Genomic DNA, 18,743 nt, shown 5'->3' with positions numbered 1-18,743 from the left:
ACAGCGGCATCACAGCTTGCAGGCAGCACAGCAGGACGACGTTCCACCGACAGGACAGGTCAACATACAGTGAGCATCAACCCCGAGGGCGCTCAGCCGGACGAGAACACCTACGATTTCGCCACCATCGAGGCGAAGTGGCCCGCGGTGTGGGATCAGCTCCAGGCGTTCGCTCCGGCCGACGACGGCAAGCGGGAGCGGCGCTACGTGCTCGACATGTTCCCCTACCCCTCGGGCGACCTCCACATGGGCCACGCCGAGGCCTTCGCCATGGGAGACGTCGCCGCGCGTTTCTACCGCCAGAAGGGCTTCGACGTCCTGCACCCGATCGGTTGGGACTCGTTCGGCCTGCCCGCCGAGAACGCGGCGATCAAGCGCAACGCCCACCCGGCCGAGTGGACCTACGCCAACATCGACACGCAGGCGAACTCGTTCAGGCGCTACGCCATCAGCGCCGACTGGAGCAGGCGGCTGCACACCTCCGATCCCGAGTACTACCGCTGGACCCAGTGGCTCTTCGTCCGGTTCTTCCAGAAGGGACTGGCCTACCGCCGGAACTCGCCGGTGAACTGGTGCCCCAAGGACCAGACCGTACTGGCGAACGAGCAGGTCATCAACGGGGCCTGTGACCGCTGCGGCACGATGGTGACGAAGAAGAACCTGAATCAGTGGTACTTCAAGATCACCGACTACGCGGATCGGCTGCTCGATGACATGGAGCAGCTCAAGGGACACTGGCCCGAGCGCGTCCTCGCGATGCAGCGCAACTGGATCGGCCGTTCCGAGGGAGCGCACGTCCGGTTCCGGATCGAGGCCGACGGCGACCAGCCGGACACCGACGTCACCGTCTTCACCACGCGTCCCGACACGCTGTACGGGGCCACCTTCTTCGTCGTCGCGGCCGACGCCGACCTGGCTCTCGACCTGGTGACTTCCGACCGGCGCGCCGAGCTGGACCAGTACCGCGAGCAGGTCAAGGGCCTCTCGGAGATCGAGAGGCAGGCGACGGAGCGTGAGAAGACCGGGGTGTTCACCGGTCGCTACGCCGTCAATCCGCTGACGGGCGAGAAGCTGCCCGTCTGGGCCGCGGACTACGTCCTGGCGGACTACGGCACCGGTGCCATCATGGCCGTGCCCGCCCACGACCAGCGTGACCTCGACTTCGCGCGCGCGTTCGACCTGCCGGTGCGCACCGTCGTCGACACCGGCGCGGACGACGCCGCTGAGACCGGCATCGCCACGACCGGCGAAGGTACCCTCGTGAACTCGGGCGAGTTGAGCGGGCTGGACAAGGCCACGGCCATCCGGCGCGCCGTCGAGCTGATCGAGGAACAGGGCACCGGCGAGCACACCATCAACTACCGCCTGCGCGACTGGCTGCTCTCGCGCCAGCGCTTCTGGGGAACGCCCATCCCGATCATCCACTGCCCCTCGTGCGGCGAGGTGCCGGTGCCGGACGACCAGCTGCCGGTCACGCTGCCCGAAGGCCTGCGCGGGGAGGCCCTTGCGCCCAAGGGCACCTCACCGCTGGCCGCCGTCGAGGAGTGGGTCAATGTGGACTGCCCGTCGTGCGGTGGTGCCGCCAAGCGGGACACGGACACCATGGACACCTTCGTCGACTCGTCCTGGTACTACCTGCGCTTCGTCAACCCGCACCTCGACTCCGCGCCCTTCGACACCGAGGCCGTCAACCGCTGGCTGCCCGTCGGCCAGTACGTCGGTGGCGTGGAGCACGCCATCCTGCACCTGCTGTACAGCCGGTTCTTCACGAAGGTCCTGTTCGACCTCGGGATGGTCGGTTTCACCGAGCCCTTCAGCGCGCTGCTGAACCAGGGGCAGGTGCTGAACGGCGGCAAGGCCATGAGCAAGTCCCTCGGCAACGGCGTGGACCTCGGCGAGCAGCTCGACCGCTTCGGCGTCGACGCCGTCCGCCTCACCATGGTCTTCGCGTCTCCTCCCGAGGACGACGTCGACTGGGCCGACGTCTCGCCGTCGGGCTCCGCGAAGTTCCTGGCGCGTGCCTGGCGGCTCGGCGCGGACGTGACCAGCGAACCGGGCGTCGATCCCTCCTCGGGGGACCGCGCGCTGCGTTCGATGACGCACCGCACCGTCGCCGACGCCGCCGAGCTCATGGAAGCCAACAAGTTCAACGTCGTCATCGCCAAGCTGATGGAACTCGTCAACGCCACGCGGAAGGCGATCGACTCCGGGCCGGGAGGCGCTGATCCCGCCGTCCGTGAGGCCACCGAGGCCGTTGCCGTCATCCTCAGCCTCTTCGCGCCGTACACGGCCGAGGACCTGTGGAACCGACTCGGCCACGAGGCCACGGTCGCCACAGCAGGCTGGCCGACGGTCGACCCGGCCCTCCTCACGCAGGACTCCGTCGTCGCCGTCGTCCAGGTGCAGGGCAAGGTGCGGGACCGGTTGACGGTGTCACCGGACATCGGTGAGGAGGCCCTCCGCGAGCTCGCGCTGGCCAGCGAGCAGGTCCAGCGCGTGCTGGACGGTCGCGGCATCCGGACCGTGATCGTGCGGGCGCCCAAACTGGTCAACATCGTCCCGGCCTGATGAGCCGGCCGCCGGCATCGCACGGGCAGTCCGTCCGTACCGCGGTCGTCACCGACTCCGCTGCCGGGTTCGCTCCCGAGTGGAGCCGATCGGGTGGACTGGCCGAGGGGGTGCGGGTGGTCCCCATGCCGGTGCTCGTCGGGCACGACATCCTGACGGGCGAGCACGACGACGTTACGGCGCCGCTGATGGTGGCACTTGCCGCCGGCGCGGACGTCCGCACCTCGCGCCCGTCGCCCGGCCAGTTCGAGCGGGTCTATGAGCGCCTTGAAGAGGAAGGCTACGACGGCGTCGTGTCGGTGCACCTGTCCGGGTTGCTGTCCGGCACGGTGGAGGCGGCGAGGTTGGCGGCGTCGAGGGTCGGCGTCTCCGTGGAAGTCATCGACACACGGACAGCGGGGATGGCGCAGGGTAGGGCAGCACTGGCCGCTCTGGCAGCGGCAGCAGCCGGAGCAGGCCTGCAGGAGGCCGCGGCTGCGGCCGCCATGTCCGCGCGTGCCTCGGCCCTGTACTTCTACGTGCCGAGCCTTGATCAGTTGCGCCGCGGGGGAAGGATCACGGCAGCGGCTGGCTGGCTGGGGACCCTCCTGTCCGTTCGGGTGATCCTCCACGTGCAGGGCGGAAAGCTCGTGCCCCTGGAACGGATGCGGTCCGCCGAGCGCGGAATGCAGCGCCTCCAGGAACTGGTGGAGGGGGATGTCGCCGGCCGTACCGGAACGGTGCTGTTGACGGTCCACCACTTCGGGAATCCGGCCGACGCAAGCGGCCTTGCCGGGCGTCTGGCTGGTGCCGTGGGTGCGGAGTGCGTGACGACGGCGCCATGTCCTTCGGTCCTCGCCGCGCACGCAGGCCTCGGCGTGCTGGCGGTCACGGTGAGCGCAGGCTGATCCTCCCCCCAGCCAGGAGCGCCTCGAGGTAGGGGGCCGGGCAGATGTCCACATAGCAGGGGCATGCCGTCGGTGCCGCATCCCGTGCTCCTAGCGTCTGGGTATGGGAAAGCACCGTTGGCCTGTCGCCGGAGATGCCGGGGCGCGATTGTCGCCGGCAGCAGGGGCGTCGGGGTCACTGACACCACGGACGTCCGAGTTGTTGTCGCCGCGGGGACCGCTGGAAGTAGCTGCCGACGGCTGGACGCGCCAGGAGCACGCTCCTGGCTTCCTGCACGTGGACGTGCAGGAAGAGCCCCCGCCGCCGCAGCACGACGTGGTCACTCCTGAATCCACGCCGGGGCATGTCGAGGGCGAGGAATGGCCCGCACGTCCGGGTGTGCGATGGCGCGTGGCACGCTCGGCCGCCCTGGTATTCCTCGGGGTCGCCCTGGCGATAGGGGCGGCGATGTTCCTCGTCCGCAGCTCCGAGCCCTCGGCCGCCGCCGTGTCGGTGCAGCTCGATGCCGAGTCTTCGGGCGAGTCAGATTCATCCTCCGTGGCTTCCGCGACTGGTTCCGATACGACAGCGGCATCTTCAGGAACGACTCCAGAACCGTCCTCCGGCACGCGGCCGGGTGCCACGGCGACTAGCTCGTCGTCCGCGATGGTCGTCGTCTATGTCACGGGGGCCGTAGCCACGCCGGGCGTCGTCACCGTCGCAGCGGGCACACGGTTGTTCGAGGTCATCGACAGGGCGGGCGGGGCCCTGCCGGAGGCGGATCTCGAAGGCATCAATCTCGCCGGAATCCCTGCGGACGGGCAGCATGTCCATCTCCTCGCCGTGGGGGAGGAGCCGCCAGCGGGTGGTCCATCGCAGGAAGCACCGGCATCGCCATCAGGCGGGCGGACGGCCGAACCGGACGGGGCCGCCGCGGTAAGCGGAGCGACCTCGCGTCCCGAGGGAGCAATCGACATCAACTCCGCGTCACTGGCCGAGATCGAATCACTGCCCCGAGTCGGACCGGTTCTCGGGCAGCGCATCATCGACTGGCGGGATGAGCACGGGCCGTTCGTACAGGCAGCCGACATCGACGCGGTTCCGGGTATCGGTCCTGCCCTGCTGGACGGGATCCTTCCGCTCATCGTGGCGGAGTGAGCAGGATCAGCGCGGGGTCGTTCTCATTGTTCGCCGCGCAGCACCGGCCGCGGAACGAGAGCGCCGATGCGCGCCGGAAGCAGGGTCGTCAGCCACCTCCTGCTCGATGGAAGGGGGACCTACGACTGCTCCCGTCCGCGGCAGCAGCATGGACAGCAGCCGCCATCGCCGTTCACGCGGAGGCGACAGCCGTGTCTGCCGCAGGTCTTCTTGCTGTCGCTGCTGGCCTGGTGCTCACGTGTCTGGTGTCCATCCCCTGCGCGGCAGGGCACCCGAGGGTGCCGCTGGCGGCCCTCGCACTGGCCCCGGTAGCGGCCGTGACCCTGGTGCTGCTCTCCGCCGGCGGGAGCCTCACACGGTCTGAAGCCGGACCGCTGGATCAAGCCGTCCGGAGTGGCACCTCCTTCACCGCCGTCCTCAGGGTCACGGGCGAGCCGTCCTTGTTGGAACCGGGAGCATTCGATGGCGGGGACCGTTATCTCGTCGACGGCGATGTCGTAGGAGGAGTGCTGCACGGCGACAGCTTCGCTGCAAGGACGCCGGTCGTCGTCATAGCCTCTTCAGAATGGGCCGGCGTGGGGACAGGAGACACCGTGCGCGTCATAGGCACCGTCAAGGCCCCGGACCGGGTCGGCAAGGCCGCAGCCGTGCTCCTTCCCTCCAGTCGTCCGACGATCGCAGCCGCAGGAGGCTGGCTCGGATATACCGGTGACCTGCGGGGCCGTTTCCGACACCAGGCCGTCCAGGACAGTCGGGACGGCGGTCTGCTCCCCGGCATGGCGCTGGGCGACCGGATAGGCCTGGACAGCGAACTGGAGCAAGCCATGCAGACCACCGGCCTGACCCACCTGACGGCCGTCAGCGGAGCGAACTGCTCCTACGTCGTAGCCTTTGCGTTCCTCGGACTGCGCGCCGTCCGCGTGCCGAGGCTTCCAGCCTGCACGGGTGCGGTCGTCGCCCTTGCGGGGTTCGTGATGCTGGTTCGGCCAGAGCCCAGCGTGCTCCGCGCAGCGGTGATGGGCACGATCGGCGTAGCGGCTGTGCTGTCCGGTCGGGGCAAGGTGTCACTGACCCTGCTGCTGCTCTCGATCATCGTCCTGCTCGCGGTGGATCCATGGCTCTCGATCTCCTTTGCATTCATGCTGTCGGTCGCCGCGACCCTGGGTCTCGTCACCGCGGGACCGATGGTGGCGGCTGCACTAGGAACGGCGTTGCCGCGAAGCATTGCCCAGATACTCGCGATACCGCTGACTGCGCAACTCTTCTGCACGCCGATCATCGTCCTCATCCAACCCGCGCTACCCGCATACTCCCTGCCCGCCAATGTCCTCGCGTCGCCCGTCGTACCTGCCATCACCCTGCTGGGAATGGTGGCTGTCCTCGCGCTGGTGGCAGCTCCCGTACTGGCTCCACCCCTCATCGGCGCCGCTCAGTGGGGCACTCGATGGGTAGCCGGTGTCGCTGAAATCCTCGCAACGGCACCTGGCGCCACCCTGCCGTGGATCGCGGGACCACCGGGGGCCATCGTCGCAGCACTGGCATCGCTGGCGTCACTGGCGCTGCTGCTCCTCCTCGCCCAGCACACGGCGGTCGCCTGCCGCGTGAAGGTCCCGCTGACCCAGCGCCTCCGGGTCGTCGGCGCACGGGGCGCGTTCCTGCGGCAGCATCGACACCCGCGACGCGGGCAGGCCATCTCCGGGTCCGCACCCCTTGCCGGGCGGGGCTCGTTCCCCGGCCACGGGGCCGCGTCAGGAGGCGCTCCTCGCGTCTCGGGCGGGCCAGGACGAACGTTCCGCTCGCCGGCACGCATCGGCCGGTCGGAACCGCACGTCGCTCCCGCCGGGTACGACCGTGTGCCCGTGCCTGCCCGCCGGCGTCGGGGATCCTGTTTGCCGTCTCGTTCCTCCTCGTCGCCGCTATTCCGGCCGGACTCCTCCTGCTCGGACGCATCGATACGCCTGCGCGAGGCGACTGGGTGATGGCACTGTGCGACGTCGGCCAGGGGGACGGGATCGTGGTCAGGACGACGCCCGGCCACGCGATGGTCGTCGATACGGGACCGGAACCCGAAGCGATGGACCGATGCCTGGACAGGCTGCAGGTCGACGTGATCGATGCGCTGGTCATCACGCACCTGCACGACGATCATTACGGCGGCGTCGGAGGCGTCATACGTGATCGTGCGGTGTCTGCTATCTACTACTCCTCCGGCGAGGAAAGGCTGCCGTCGGAGGTAACCGCTGCAGCTGCTGCCGCAGGAGTGGAGGCAGAGAAGCTGAGCAGCACCACCGTGATCGATCTCCCACCGATCACTGTCGAGCTGCTGTGGCCCCGTCCGGGCGCACCCACCTTCGAGGAGAACAACGCCAGCGCGGTGCTCGAGGTCGTGGTGCCGACACCCGACCGCCCTGTCACACTCCTGCTGACGGGGGATCTCGAGGAGGACGCCGCCGACGCCCTCCTGTCCTCCGCGACGGGTCTCAGTGACAGGGGAGTCGACGTACTCAAGGTGGCCCATCACGGCGCCAGAAATGGGGGCAGCTCGCTGATCGAGGCCGTGGACCCCGGCCTCGCGCTCATCTCGGTCGGTGAGGACAACGACTACGGCCATCCGCACCCTGCGATCCTCGAGACACTTGCACGAGCCGGAATCGCAACAGCCCGGACGGACGAGCTCGGCTCATTCACCGTAGAGGTCGTCGGCAGCACGCTGGAGGTTCGCGAACTGCGCTGAGAACAACCGCGCGACGGCCTCGCAGCTTTGCGGTGCGGTCCCACCGTGAAACAGTAGGAATGGATCTGACGGAAGGAACGACGCCACGTGGCAACAAGATCACCCGCCGGTCGCACCAGCGGCTCGAGCCAGCAGGCCACATGGCGTGACGTAAGGCCCGCCGGCGTGGTGCTGCTCTCCGGACCCGAGGACTACGTGGCATCGAAAGCGGCGGAATCGATCCGCAACCAGGTGCGCACCGCGCAGCCAGCAGCGGAGCTCGTGAGGCTGGACGCCGTCTCCTATGAGGGCGGAACCCTCATGATGCATGCCAGTCCGTCACTCTTCGGTGACTGGACGGTGATCGAAGTGTCCGGGCTGGCTCAGATGAACGATGCCTTTCTGGTCGATACCCTCGCCTACCTGGCCGATCCTGCCCCCGACGTCGTCCTGGTGCTGCGTCACTCGGGAGGCAACCGCGGCAAGAAGCTGCTGGACGCCATCAGGGCCTCGCAGGCCACGATCGTCGATTGCCAGCCCCTGAAGAAGGATGGCGAGAAAGCGGAGTTCGTCGCCACGGAGTTCCGCCTGGCACGCCGTCGCATCGACCCTGACGCCGTACGCGCGCTCGTCGCAGCGGTCGGTTCGCAGTTGCCCGAACTCGCAGCCGCATGCCAGCAGCTGATGGCGGACACCGCGGGCGACGTCACGGCCGAGACGGTGGAGAAGTACTACGGAGGCCGTGTCGAGGCGACCGGCTTCAAGGTTGCGGATGCCGCTCTCGCCGGTCGTACAGCTCAAGCTCTGTCGATGCTGCGCCACGCGCTCGCGACGGGCGCCGATCCGGTTCCGATCGTCGCCGCACTCGCCATGAAGGTACGAGCCGTCGCCAGGGTGCACGGCGTTCGCGGGTCGTCGATCCAGCTGGGCAAGGAGCTCGGAATGGCTCCGTGGCAGGTCGACCAGGCGCGAAAAGAGGCGCAGCGCTTCAGTTCAGCAGCACTCGCGCACTGTGTACGGGCACTGGCGGAGGCGGATGCCCAGGTGAAGGGCGAGTCGCGCGACCCCGTCTACGCCGTCGAGCGTGCCGTGACGGTCATCGCGCTCGGAGACGGGTGAGCATTGCCCGGAACGGCGGGTCGGCTGCCCGGAACGGCTGATGTGGCTGCCCGGAATAGCTGATGTGGCTGCCGGGGAGTACTGGCCGCCTCAGCCGCTATGCCGGTCGAAAGGATTCAGGGCAGGTATCGGACAGGGCGGTTAAACGCTGGAGGGCCGGCTCCGAAAGGAACCGGCCCTCCAGCGAAGGATTCGCAGCTTAGAGCGCGTTGACCTTCTTGGAGATGGCGGACTTGCGGTTCGCTGCGTTGTTCTTGTGCAGCACACCCTTGCTGACAGCCTTGTCGAGCTTGCGGCTGGCTGCCTGCAGAGCCGTTGCGGCAGCGTCCTTGTCAGCACCTTCGACGGCCGTGTTGACGGCGCGGATGGCGGTCTTCAGCTCGGACTTGACCGAGTTGTTGCGCTGCCTCGCCTTTTCGTTCGTGAGGATGCGCTTTTTCTGGGACTTGATATTTGCCACGTATGAGAACTTTCTTTGTATTGCGGACTGGTCGTGAGGGTATTTCGGCCAACCAATGACTGAGCGGCGTGGGGATACCGTGTGACGATTGGCCAAAGTGCCCGGAGACCTGCGCGGACACACAGCTATAAAGGTTACCAGAAATACGCGTAACGCCCGAGCAGCGGCACCTGCGTGGCCGCTCCCCACAGCCGATGAGTCCTGCCTCTGGCGCACCGCGTTGCCACCGAGCAGGACCGGAATGTCGCTACCCCAGCAGGCTGTCGGGGACGGCAGCAATCACCTGTTCGAAGCGCTGGCGAGGAAGGACCGCGCCCTCCCGCCGCACCTGGCCCGGATCGATGCGCAGGAGGCGGTCCACCTTCACCTCGCTCGGGCGTCCCTGTCGGTCCCAACCGCCCGTCCCGATATCCACATAGCGCGCATCGTGGTCGCGTGCGTTGTTACGATCGCGGCTGGTCAGCATCAATCCCAGGAGTTCGCTCCCTTCGCGCCCGATCAGGAGCACAGGGCGGTCCTTGCCCTGCGCCGGGTCGTCCTCATAGGGCACCCAGGTCCATACGATCTCCCCGGGATCCGGATTGCCGTCACTGGATGGCGAATAGCCGAGCGTGGCTCGACCCCGTCGATCGGCCGCTCGTCGAGCCGTGGGGGACGCAGGAACGGTCGTTCGGGGCCGCCTCCGGTCGCGGGCTCGCGGAGGAGCCGCGGTGCCGCGCGTGGCCGGGGTGCTGTTGACAGCGCTTGCGATGCGACCTGCGAGCGACAGGAGGGAGCGGAGGGTGATCGCCATGCAGCGATCCTACCGACCACCACCTCTCCGGGTCCTGCGCCGAAGGTGCCGGCGCGATTGCCGGAGCCGTGCGGCGCCGTGGGACACTAGTGGGAAGGCCGGCGCCCAGCGCATGCCCTACCCGCACAGGACGGCTCGGCCGGTACCTGCATGCCGGACCCTGTCCCGAAAAAGTGAGGAACCTACGTGTCACCCATGGCCCGCACCGCGCCGGTGCCTGCCGCCACCGATCCGGCGATCATCAGGAACTTCTGCATCATCGCGCACATCGATCACGGTAAATCGACGTTGGCCGACCGCATGCTCCAGCTCACCGGAGCCGTTGAGCAGCGGGACATGAAGGCGCAGTACCTCGACCGCATGGACATCGAGCGTGAGCGCGGCATCACCATCAAGTCGCAGGCGGTCCGCCTGCCCTGGGAGGTCGATGGCACCGCCTATGCCCTGAACATGATCGATACCCCCGGCCACGTCGACTTCACGTACGAGGTCTCGCGGTCGCTCGCGGCATGCGAGGGCGCCATCCTTCTGGTCGACGCCGCCCAGGGCATCGAGGCCCAGACCCTCGCGAACCTGTACCTCGCGATGGAGAACAACCTCACGATCATCCCGGTGCTGAACAAGATCGACCTCCCTGCCGCTCAGCCCGAGAAGTACGCGGCGGAACTGGCGAGCCTCATCGGCGGCGAGCCGGAGGACGTCCTCATGGTGTCCGGCAAGACGGGCGTGGGCGTCGAAGCGCTCATGGACAAGATCGTGCGTGATCTCCCCGCTCCGACCGGCGATCCGAATGCTCCTGCCCGTGCCATGATCTTCGACTCCGTGTACGACACCTACCGCGGCGTCGTGACGTACGTACGCGTGGTCGACGGAAAGCTCAGCCCGCGGGAGCGCATCCAGATGATGTCCACCAGGGCGAGCCATGAACTGCTCGAGATCGGCGTCAGTTCGCCGGAGCCGAAGCCCTCGAAAGGGCTGGGTGTCGGCGAGGTGGGTTACCTCATCACGGGCGTGAAGGACGTTCGCCAGTCGAAGGTCGGCGACACCGTGACCAACCTCCAGAAGCCGGCTGCCGAATCGCTGGGCGGCTACGAGGACCCCAAGCCCATGGTGTTCTCCGGGCTCTACCCGCTCGACGGCACGGACTACCCGGTCCTCCGCGACGCGCTGGCGAAGTTCACCCTGAACGACGCCGCCCTGGTCTACGAGCCGGAGACATCTGCGGCGCTGGGCTTCGGCTTCCGCGTCGGCTTCCTCGGCCTGCTGCACCTCGAGATCACGCGCGAGCGGCTGGAACGTGAGTACAACCTCGACCTCATCTCGACCGCACCCAACGTAGAGTACGAGGTGACCCTCGAGGACAAGCGCGTCATGAAGGTGACGAATCCCAGCGAGTACCCGGTGGGCAAGATCGCCGAAGTCCGCGAGCCGATGGTGTCAGCCACCATCCTCGCTCCCTCGGAGTTCGTCGGAGCCATCATGGAGCTCTGCCAGCAGCGCCGCGGCGTGCTGGGCGGCATGGACTACCTGTCCGAGGACCGCGTCGAGATCCGGTACAGGCTGCCACTGGCCGAGATCGTCTTCGACTTCTTCGACCTCCTGAAGTCCAAGACGAGGGGTTACGGCTCCCTCGACTGGAAGGCCGACGGCGACCAGGTCTCCGACCTCGTCAAGGTGGACATCCTGCTGCAGGGTGAACAGGTCGATGCGTTCAGCGCCATCACGCACCGCGACAAGGCGTACGCCTACGGAGTCATGATGACCGGTAAGCTGCGTGAACTGATTCCGCGCCAGCAGTTCGAGGTCCCCATCCAGGCCGCCATCGGGGCACGGATCATCGCGCGCGAAAGCATCCGTGCCATCCGCAAGGACGTCCTCGCCAAGTGCTACGGCGGCGACATCACCCGTAAGCGGAAACTGCTCGAGAAGCAGAAGGAAGGCAAGAAGCGCATGAAGATGGTCGGGCGCGTCGAGGTACCCCAGGAGGCCTTCATCGCCGCGCTGTCATCGGACGAGTCGAAGGACAAAGCCAAGAAGTGACACTGCTTTCGACCGTGGGGGAGCGCGCGCATGCCTAGCGCGCTCCCGCTCGGCCTTCCAGCGCCCGAGGACGGTGTGCTGCCTTCCGCGGCAGCCGAAGGAGCGACGGAGCGCGATTTCGGCCTGTACGTCCACATCCCGTTCTGTGCCGTCAGGTGCGGCTATTGCGACTTCAACACCTATACCGCCACCGAACTCGGAGGGGGAGCGTCGCAGGACGCGTATGCCGGCTCCGTGCTGTCGGAAATCGCACTCGGCGCCCGGGCGCTGAACGCCTCGGGAGTGCCTGCGAGGCCCCTGTCCACTGTGTTCTTCGGAGGCGGTACTCCCACCCTGCTGCCGGCGGAGGACCTCGCGCAGATCCTTCGTGCAGCTGCCGCACAATGGGGCCTGACCCCGGACGCCGAAGTGACGACGGAGGCGAACCCGGATTCTGTGACGCCGGAATCGCTGCGCGTGCTGAAGGACGCGGGCTTCACGCGCGTGTCGTTCGGCATGCAGTCGGCCGTGCCGCACGTCCTCGCAGTCCTCGACCGCACCCACTCGCCGGAGCGCGTGCCGCAGGCCGTCCGCTGGGCGCGCGAGGCGGGCCTGAAGGTCAGCCTGGATCTGATCTACGGCACGCCGGGGGAGTCGCTGGAGGACTGGCGCGCGTCGCTGGCCACCGCGCTCTCCTACGACCCGGACCACATCTCCGCCTACGCCCTGATCATCGAGGAGGGTACGAAGCTCGCGACGCGCATCCGGCGTGGTCAGGTACCGCCCATCGACGACGACGACCACGCCGACAAGTACGCCCTCGCGGAGGAGATGCTGACGGCCGGTGGGCTGCAGTGGTACGAGGTGAGCAACTGGGCGCGGACGCCCGCCGACGCGTGCCGGCACAACCTGGCGTACTGGCGCGGCGGCGACTGGTGGGGAGCCGGGCCCGGTGCGCATTCGCACGTAGGCGGCACCCGCTGGTGGAACGTCAAGCACCCGAGCCCGTATGCGGGGGCGCTGGATCAGGGTCACTCGCCGGCCGCCGGACGCGAGGTGCTGTCGGAGGAGGACCGATACGTCGAGGACGTCATGCTGCGCGTGCGTCTGCGTGAGGGTTTGGACACGAGCAGGTTGACGCCGGCGGGCAGGCGCGCCGTCGCGGGGCTCATCGCCGAGGGGCTCGTCGAGCCCGCAGCCGCCTTCGCAGGTCGCCTGGTCCTGACCTTCAGGGGCCGACTGCTCGCGGACGCCGTCGTGCGAAGACTGCTGCCGGACTGAGCGAGGCGCCGCCGGCACGTCGGGTCGGACGCAACCTCGGCCTCTCGGACGACGGCGGGCGCGGCCCGTACGTGGCGTGCTAGCGGAGGAAGCGGAGGTTGAAGGCGTAACGGTACGGCTTCCCGCGATTGACCTGGATGCCCGCGTTCACCGAGAAGATCGTGATCGTGACCCAGATCAGGGCGTTCACCACGGCGAAGAATCCGCCGATCTCTGGCACGAGCGAGAGGAGCCAGGCGACCAGGGCGAGGAGCGTCGGAGGAAGCGTGAAATTCAACGCCTCCTTGGATTCCTGCGCAGTGAAGGGGCCCCTGTCCTTGAAGATGAGGAAGATCAGTAGGGAGGGGATGAACCCCAGGATCCCGCCGAAGTGTGCCAACGTTGCGAACTGGCGGTCCTCGGATGCCGTCAGCGGTAGCGCATTCGCCGGCGTGCCTTCGAACGCCGGCTGGGCTTCGGCCCGTCCGTTGTGCTGGTGGTCAGCGGTATTGGACAACGTGATTCCTTTGCTGAGTGGCGAGAACTTCCCGCGGACTGTGTTTTAAGGATACGTGGTTGCCTGTGTTAGTCGGCTCATCGTGGGCCCGCGGGTGCGGTCAGGAAATCGATGACCTCCTCGACCCGCCCCAGGAGTGAGGGTTCGAGATCGGCGTACGTGGTGACGCCGGCGAGAATCCGCTTCCAGCCGCGGGCGATAGCCGCTTTGTCCTGGTGCGGCCAACCGAGTCCGGCGAGGATGCCTGTCTTCCAGTCCTGGTGGCGTGGCACCACCGGCCATGCCCCGAGCCCGAGCGCAGCCGGCTTCACGGCCTGCCAGACGTCGACGTAGGGATGCCCGACGATCAGAACGTGGTGATGCGCTCCCGGCACGGTCATGGCCTGCCGCACGATGCGCGCCTCCTTGGTTCCCGGCAGCAGGTGGTCGACGAGCACGCCGAGTCGTCGCTGCGGTCCCGGATCGAAAGCGCGGATGGCGCCCTCGAGGTCGTCGATGCCATGAAGCGGTTCGACGACGATTCCCTCCAGCCTCAGGTCATCGCCCCACACCTTCTCGACGAGCTCTGCATCGTGCTGCCCTTCGACCCAGATCCTGCTGGCCCTCGCCGTCCTTGCCCGCACTCCCTCGACCCGGACGGAGCCGGACGCCGTACGGCCGGGAGTCGTCGCGGTGCGAAGGATGGGTGCCACGACGTGGACGGGCTGACCGTCGAGGAGGAACCCATGACCGAGCCTGAAGGTCCGTTGCTTTCCGCGCCGGTCCTCCAGCACCATGACGTGCAGTCCGCCGGACTTCTCGACGCGGACCACAGCGCCGACGAAACCGCTCTGCACGTCCTCGAGGACCATGTCCTTCTCAACCGGCACATCGGGCAGATCGACCCGCTTCGGCGCCGAGATGTCCTGTGCTCCCCAGCCGTATTCCATCCCCGAGCCGTCCTTCCACCAGGGGCCTCGGCGGTCTGCCGCACCCGGGTTTCCCAATGCTAACAATCGCCCCGGACGTACTAGACTTGGCACTTGGGTGTGTCGAGTGCTAACCGCTCGGAACCGCCCGCCACGCATGCTCGTGAAAGACAGGACAGACCGGAGGTGACACAGGAGTGAGTGAACCGAGACGCCTGGAGGTGCTCCGGGCCATCGTCGAGGACTACGTCCATTCGCGGGAGCCCGTCGGTTCGAAGGCGCTGGTCGACCGCCACCAGCTCGGAGTCTCCTCCGCGACCATCCGGAACGACATGGCGGTCCTCGAGGAGGAGGGTCTGATCGCGGCCCCCCACACGAGCTCCGGCCGTATCCCGACGGACAAGGGGTACAGGCTCTTCGTAGACCGTATCTCCGAGGTAAAGCCGCTGTCGGCGCCCGAGAAGAAGGCCATCCAGACGCTGCTCGAGGGTGCAGAGGACCTCGACGACGTCATGGACCGGACCGTGCGCCTGCTCGCGCAGCTGACCAACCAGGTGGCAGTCGTGCAGTTCCCCCGTGTGGGTGGGGCGTCCGTCCGCCACATCGAATGCGTGCTGCTCGCACCGCAGCAGGTCCTCGTGGTTTTGATCGCGACCAACGGCACCGTGCAGCAGCGGATCGTTCGCACTCCTGCGGAGATCCACGAGGCCGAGCTCGCGGAGCTCAAGCAGCGGATCCTCTCGGCAGTGTCCGGCGTGAAACTCACGGCGCTCCCCGGGGAGCTCGGTATCGTCACCTCGCAGTTGCCGCCGCCTCTCAGGACGCACGGGGGTACGATCGTGAAGGCGCTGGAGCAGCTCGCCGGGCTCGGACGCGACGACCGGATCCTGCTGGCAGGGACAGCGAACCTGGCGAGATCCACGGGTGATTTCCCACTGAGCATCGGACCTATCCTCGAGGCCCTCGAGGAGCAGGTCGTCATGCTGCGGCTCCTGTCCGAGATGGAGTACGACGCGCGCGGTATCTCGGTGAGGATCGGCAGCGAGAACCCCTACGGCGGACTGTCGGAAGCGTCCGTGGTCGCGACGGGCTACGGCCCGGATGCGGGGGCGAAGCTCGGCATCCTCGGCCCCACGCGCATGGACTATCCGACGACGATGGCCGCCGTGCGGGCGGTCGCCCGCTATCTCTCGAGGGTCCTCGAGGAGTAGGCCACGGCGCTCGAAGGCCGTCCAGGCATCTCCGTCCGCAGGGTCCGGCGGCCGGACGACAGTAGATTTCGCAGACGACAGTAGATTTCGACAGGAAGTGAAGTGCACGAGTGAGTAACCACTATGAGGTCCTCGGTGTGGAGCAGGGCGCTACCGGGGAGGAGATCAAGAAGGCATACCGCAAGCTTGCCCGGAAACTTCACCCGGATGTGAACCCGGGTGAGAATGCAGCCGAGGAGTTCAAGCTCGTCACGCGTGCCTACGAGGTGTTGTCGGATCCGCAGAAGCGGCGGGTGTACGACACGACGGGCAACGAGAACGGGACCGACAACGGCTACGGTTCGGGGTACTCGGGGTCGGGATTCGCCTTCCAGGACATCTTCGAGACGTTCTTCGGCGGCGGCGGCCAGCAGGCGGGCGCGCCCTCGCGCACACGCCGTGGCCAGGACGCGCTCATCAATGTGAGGATCGACCTGCGGGACGCGGTCTTCGGTACCAACAAGAAGATCGAGGTGGACACCGCCGAGGTGTGCCCCACGTGTGACGGCAGCTGCTGCCAACCGGGTACCTCGCCTCGCACCTGTGACATCTGTGGCGGCTCCGGTCAGGTCCAGCGCGCCGTGCGCTCGATCCTCGGCCAGGTCATGACGAGCGCGCCCTGCGGCACGTGCCAGGGCTACGGCACCGTCATCCCCAACCCCTGCCACGAGTGCAGCGGTGAAGGACGCGTCCGTGCTCGCCGCACGCTGACGATCAAGGTGCCCGCCGGTGTCAGCACCGGCACCCGGATCCAGCTCGCGGGCCAGGGCGAGGCCGGCATCGCGGGCGGCCCGCAGGGTGACCTCTATGTGGAGATCCGCGTCAACACGGATTCGACCTACCTGCGCGACGGCGACGACCTGCACGTGACTCTGAGCATTCCGATGACGGCGGCTGCCCTCGGCACCAGCGTGCACCTCGACACCTTCGACGGCGATCAGGAACTGATGATCAAGCCGGGCACCCAGTCCGGCGAGATCCTGACGCTGCGCGGGTTGGGCGTCACGCACCTGAGGAACCAGGGCAGGGGAGACCTGCGTGTCCACCTGAACGTCGAGACGCCACGGAACCTGGACCACCAGCAGGAGGAACTCCTGCGCAAACTGGCGGAACTGCGCAACGAGGAGTACACGGACGGCCAGCTCGACAGCAGCGGCTCCGGAGTGTTCGCGCGGCTGCGGGAGCGCCTGGGGAACCGCTGACCGTGACGCGTCCCCTCTTCTTCGGGCCGGTCGAGGCCGTGCGTGGTGCTGCACCCGGCAGCGCGTTCCTTCTCGGCGGTGACGAGGGGCGCCACGCTGCCGTCGTCCGTAGGCTCTCTCCCGGAGAGCGCATCGACGTCTCGGACGGTTCGGGCTACCGTATCGGCGGCGTCATCACGGCGGTCGGCACGGGGAGTGTCGAGCTCGAGGTCGAGTCGGTCGGGCAGGACCCGGCGCCGCGGCACCGGCTCGTGCTGGTCCAGGCCCTTGCGAAGGGCGGTCGGGACGAGCAGGCCGTCGAGTCCGCCACCGAGCTGGGCGTCGACGCCGTGGTTCCGTGGCACGCAGAGCGCAGTATCGTCCGCTGGCGCGGGGACAAGGCGGACAAGGGCCGGCAGAAGTGGGTCTCCCTCGTCGGTGCCGCCGCGAAACAGTCCCGGCGTTCGTTCGTCCCCGAGGTGCATGGCGTCATGGATACGACACGGCTCGCCGCGTGGTCGGGGGCCGTTGACCACATGGTCATCCTGCACGAGGATGCCGGGGAGACCCTGGCCCAACGGTTTGCCGCGCTGGAGGCGGGCGGAGCCCTGGACGCGCCGTCGTCGACAGCTGTGGTGGTGGGACCCGAGGGCGGCATCAGCGACGCCGAACTCGCCAAGCTGGGTGCGGTCGGAGCGCTGCCGGCCCGGCTGGGCCCGCACGTGCTCCGGTCCTCCTCGGCGGGACCGGCGGCCCTCGTGCTCCTGAATCACCTTCTCGGGCGCTGGTAGCCCGACAGGCGCGACGGACGGCCGATCTACCGGACGAGGACGTTCTTCGTGTCGGCCGCTTCGCCGTCCGTCGGAACCGACACGGAGATCTCGTACTGTCCGGGCGGGAGTGTCACGGAGAAGGAGTAGGCGCCCGGTGCTCCTTCTTCGGGCACGATGTCGACCCTGCCATCGCGGAAGAGATCGGTCCCACCTGTTCCAGCCTCCGACGTCGAGTCGGCCAGGCGATCCACACGCCAGTTCAGCGACTCCTCCGAGGCGGGCCCCAGGCCATGGATGGTGAGGCTGCCGTCGGAGCCCACGCCTTCCTGCGGATCGATGATCCAGACCGGGGCGAGCGTGGAGGCGTCCCGGGTCAGTTCGCCGTCGAGATCGATGGCGTCGAAAGCCCGGTAGCCTGCGGCTCCGTCGACGAGGACGACGACGGAACTCGACTCCCCACCCGCGATGAGGGCTGCACTCGCGGCGGCAGCAGTCGCGGTGTGGACGAGTTGCTGCAGGGCGAGGCGGGCTTCGTCCGGCGTGAGGCTCGCATCGAAGGCGTCGGACGAGATATCGAGGGTGATGACGTTCTTCGTGCTGATGGAGGAGCTCACGCTGGACGCGGCTCGCCACGGCGAGTGGTAGTCGGGGTCGAGGGGCTCGCTCGAGGTCATGAGCCGGACCGCGTCGGCGATCGGGTCCCCCACGGACCCGGTAGGTGCGCGCAGGAACTCGCGGAACAACCTGTCCTGGCCGTCGACGCCCCCGAGCCAGTAGACCGGAAGAAGCGGCTGTGCCGCGCTGCTGGAACCGGAGCCGGTTTCCTTGCCGTTCGGTGAAGCGCCCGCCGACGGAGCGGCAGTGCGCCCCGGAGTCGCGGACGTCATGGGTGGATCCGGGAGGGCGGTCGTTGGTGCAGTACCCTGCACCAGGCCGACGTTCGGCAGGAGGAAGACGCTACTGGCGACGAGCACGCCCCCGGACACCAGCAGCATGGTGCGCAGGCCCAACCGGTTCTTCCGCAGGGGGTCCTGCTCGCTCATGCCGGGCCCCTTTCCGCTGGGCGCGTGTGTGCGCGGTTCGTTGACTGGAATCTGTGCGACCTACCGACGCCGACTGCTGGTGGGAGCTGACACGGGTCTGGTTCAGCTTGGCAT

At 67.8% G+C, this 18,743-nt stretch carries 16 protein-coding genes; 11 read left to right on the top strand and 5 right to left on the bottom strand.

Annotation, left to right across the window (positions count from 1 at the left end):
* Positions 1–69: 69 nt before the first annotated feature.
* From leuS to holA, 6 genes are all read left to right on the top strand, one after another.
* Entirely contained in the window at positions 70–2,568 is a 2,499-nt protein-coding gene (leuS, locus tag FDK12_RS13000) for a leucine--tRNA ligase (RefSeq protein WP_137369954.1), read from the top strand.
* Positions 2,568–3,455: a DegV family protein gene (locus FDK12_RS12995; protein WP_137369953.1), complete on the top strand. Its 888-nt coding sequence runs from the start codon at positions 2,568–2,570 to the stop codon at positions 3,453–3,455. Before leuS ends, FDK12_RS12995 begins: the two co-directional genes overlap by 1 nt.
* 103 nt (positions 3,456–3,558) lie before the next feature.
* Positions 3,559–4,593 (top strand): ComEA family DNA-binding protein, encoded by a 1,035-nt coding sequence (locus FDK12_RS12990; RefSeq protein WP_137369952.1) that lies wholly within the window; start codon positions 3,559–3,561, stop codon positions 4,591–4,593.
* Positions 4,590–6,572, top strand: coding sequence for a ComEC/Rec2 family competence protein (locus FDK12_RS12985; RefSeq protein WP_137369951.1), 1,983 nt, complete (start codon positions 4,590–4,592; stop codon positions 6,570–6,572). Before FDK12_RS12990 ends, FDK12_RS12985 begins: the two co-directional genes overlap by 4 nt.
* Complete coding sequence (locus tag FDK12_RS12980; RefSeq protein WP_137369950.1) at positions 6,572–7,327, top strand: ComEC/Rec2 family competence protein; 756 nt, start codon at positions 6,572–6,574, stop codon at positions 7,325–7,327. Before FDK12_RS12985 ends, FDK12_RS12980 begins: the two co-directional genes overlap by 1 nt.
* An 87-nt stretch (positions 7,328–7,414) precedes the next feature.
* Complete coding sequence (holA, locus tag FDK12_RS12975) at positions 7,415–8,425, top strand: DNA polymerase III subunit delta (protein WP_137369949.1); 1,011 nt, start codon at positions 7,415–7,417, stop codon at positions 8,423–8,425.
* 199 nt (positions 8,426–8,624) lie between these two features.
* On the opposite strand, the gene rpsT is transcribed toward holA, so the two are convergent.
* Both rpsT and FDK12_RS12965 read right to left on the bottom strand, forming a co-directional pair.
* Positions 8,625–8,885, bottom strand: a complete 261-nt coding sequence (rpsT, locus tag FDK12_RS12970; RefSeq protein ID WP_087075755.1) for a 30S ribosomal protein S20 — start codon at positions 8,883–8,885, stop codon at positions 8,625–8,627.
* A 247-nt stretch (positions 8,886–9,132) separates the two neighbouring features.
* Positions 9,133–9,678 carry a type II toxin-antitoxin system PemK/MazF family toxin gene (locus FDK12_RS12965; RefSeq protein WP_137369948.1) on the bottom strand — a complete coding sequence of 182 codons (546 nt, stop codon included), beginning with the start codon at positions 9,676–9,678 and terminating at the stop codon, positions 9,133–9,135.
* A 186-nt stretch (positions 9,679–9,864) separates the two neighbouring features.
* Here FDK12_RS12965 and lepA point away from each other — a divergent pair, with 186 nt between their 5' ends.
* Both lepA and hemW read left to right on the top strand, forming a co-directional pair.
* Positions 9,865–11,718 (top strand): translation elongation factor 4, encoded by a 1,854-nt coding sequence (lepA, locus tag FDK12_RS12960; RefSeq protein WP_181036494.1) that lies wholly within the window; start codon positions 9,865–9,867, stop codon positions 11,716–11,718.
* A gap of 30 nt (positions 11,719–11,748) precedes the next feature.
* On the top strand, positions 11,749–12,978 hold the full coding sequence (hemW, locus tag FDK12_RS12955) for a radical SAM family heme chaperone HemW (protein ID WP_137369947.1): 1,230 nt from the start codon (positions 11,749–11,751) through the stop codon (positions 12,976–12,978).
* Positions 12,979–13,057: 79 nt separating this feature from the next.
* Here the strand turns inward: hemW and FDK12_RS12950 are convergent, their stop codons facing one another.
* Both FDK12_RS12950 and FDK12_RS12945 read right to left on the bottom strand, forming a co-directional pair.
* A complete protein-coding gene (locus FDK12_RS12950) occupies positions 13,058–13,474 on the bottom strand; it encodes a DUF4870 domain-containing protein (protein ID WP_104118841.1) in 417 nt (138 codons plus the stop codon).
* 77 nt (positions 13,475–13,551) lie between these two features.
* Positions 13,552–14,403 (bottom strand): DUF3097 domain-containing protein, encoded by an 852-nt coding sequence (locus FDK12_RS12945; protein WP_137369946.1) that lies wholly within the window; start codon positions 14,401–14,403, stop codon positions 13,552–13,554.
* Positions 14,404–14,579: 176 nt separating this feature from the next.
* On the opposite strand from FDK12_RS12945, the gene hrcA reads away from it, so the two are divergent.
* From hrcA to FDK12_RS12930, 3 genes are all read left to right on the top strand, one after another.
* Positions 14,580–15,593 carry a heat-inducible transcriptional repressor HrcA gene (gene hrcA, locus FDK12_RS12940; RefSeq protein ID WP_137369945.1) on the top strand — a complete coding sequence of 338 codons (1,014 nt, stop codon included), beginning with the start codon at positions 14,580–14,582 and terminating at the stop codon, positions 15,591–15,593.
* Positions 15,594–15,703: 110 nt separating this feature from the next.
* Positions 15,704–16,834 (top strand): molecular chaperone DnaJ, encoded by a 1,131-nt coding sequence (gene dnaJ / locus FDK12_RS12935; protein WP_104118838.1) that lies wholly within the window; start codon positions 15,704–15,706, stop codon positions 16,832–16,834.
* A 2-nt stretch (positions 16,835–16,836) separates the two neighbouring features.
* Positions 16,837–17,604: a 16S rRNA (uracil(1498)-N(3))-methyltransferase gene (locus FDK12_RS12930; protein WP_137369944.1), complete on the top strand. Its 768-nt coding sequence runs from the start codon at positions 16,837–16,839 to the stop codon at positions 17,602–17,604.
* A 26-nt stretch (positions 17,605–17,630) separates the two neighbouring features.
* Here the strand turns inward: FDK12_RS12930 and FDK12_RS12925 are convergent, their stop codons facing one another.
* Entirely contained in the window at positions 17,631–18,629 is a 999-nt protein-coding gene (locus tag FDK12_RS12925; RefSeq protein WP_137369943.1) for a GerMN domain-containing protein, read from the bottom strand.
* Positions 18,630–18,743: the final 114 nt, after the last annotated feature.

The sequence above is a fragment of the Arthrobacter sp. NamB2 genome, from assembly GCF_005281365.1.
GTDB lineage: Bacteria > Actinomycetota > Actinomycetes > Actinomycetales > Micrococcaceae > Arthrobacter_D.
Note: the sequence above shows the minus strand (reverse complement) of the source record. Positions and strands in the feature narration are given on the sequence as shown.

Bases quoted from the DNA above. Each gene is read 5' to 3' on its own strand.
- FDK12_RS12995 (WP_137369953.1), top strand. From the start codon at position 2,568: ATGAGCCGGCCGCCGGCATCGCACGGGCAGTCCGTCCGTACCGCGGTC.
- FDK12_RS12990 (WP_137369952.1), top strand. From the start codon at position 3,559: ATGGGAAAGCACCGTTGGCCTGTCGCCGGAGATGCCGGGGCGCGATTG.
- FDK12_RS12980 (WP_137369950.1), top strand. From the start codon at position 6,572: ATGGCACTGTGCGACGTCGGCCAGGGGGACGGGATCGTGGTCAGGACG.
- FDK12_RS12965 (WP_137369948.1), bottom strand. From the start codon at position 9,678: ATGGCGATCACCCTCCGCTCCCTCCTGTCGCTCGCAGGTCGCATCGCA.
- hemW (WP_137369947.1), top strand. From the start codon at position 11,749: ATGCCTAGCGCGCTCCCGCTCGGCCTTCCAGCGCCCGAGGACGGTGTG.
- FDK12_RS12945 (WP_137369946.1), bottom strand. From the start codon at position 14,403: ATGGAATACGGCTGGGGAGCACAGGACATCTCGGCGCCGAAGCGGGTC.
- FDK12_RS12925 (WP_137369943.1), bottom strand. From the start codon at position 18,629: ATGAGCGAGCAGGACCCCCTGCGGAAGAACCGGTTGGGCCTGCGCACC.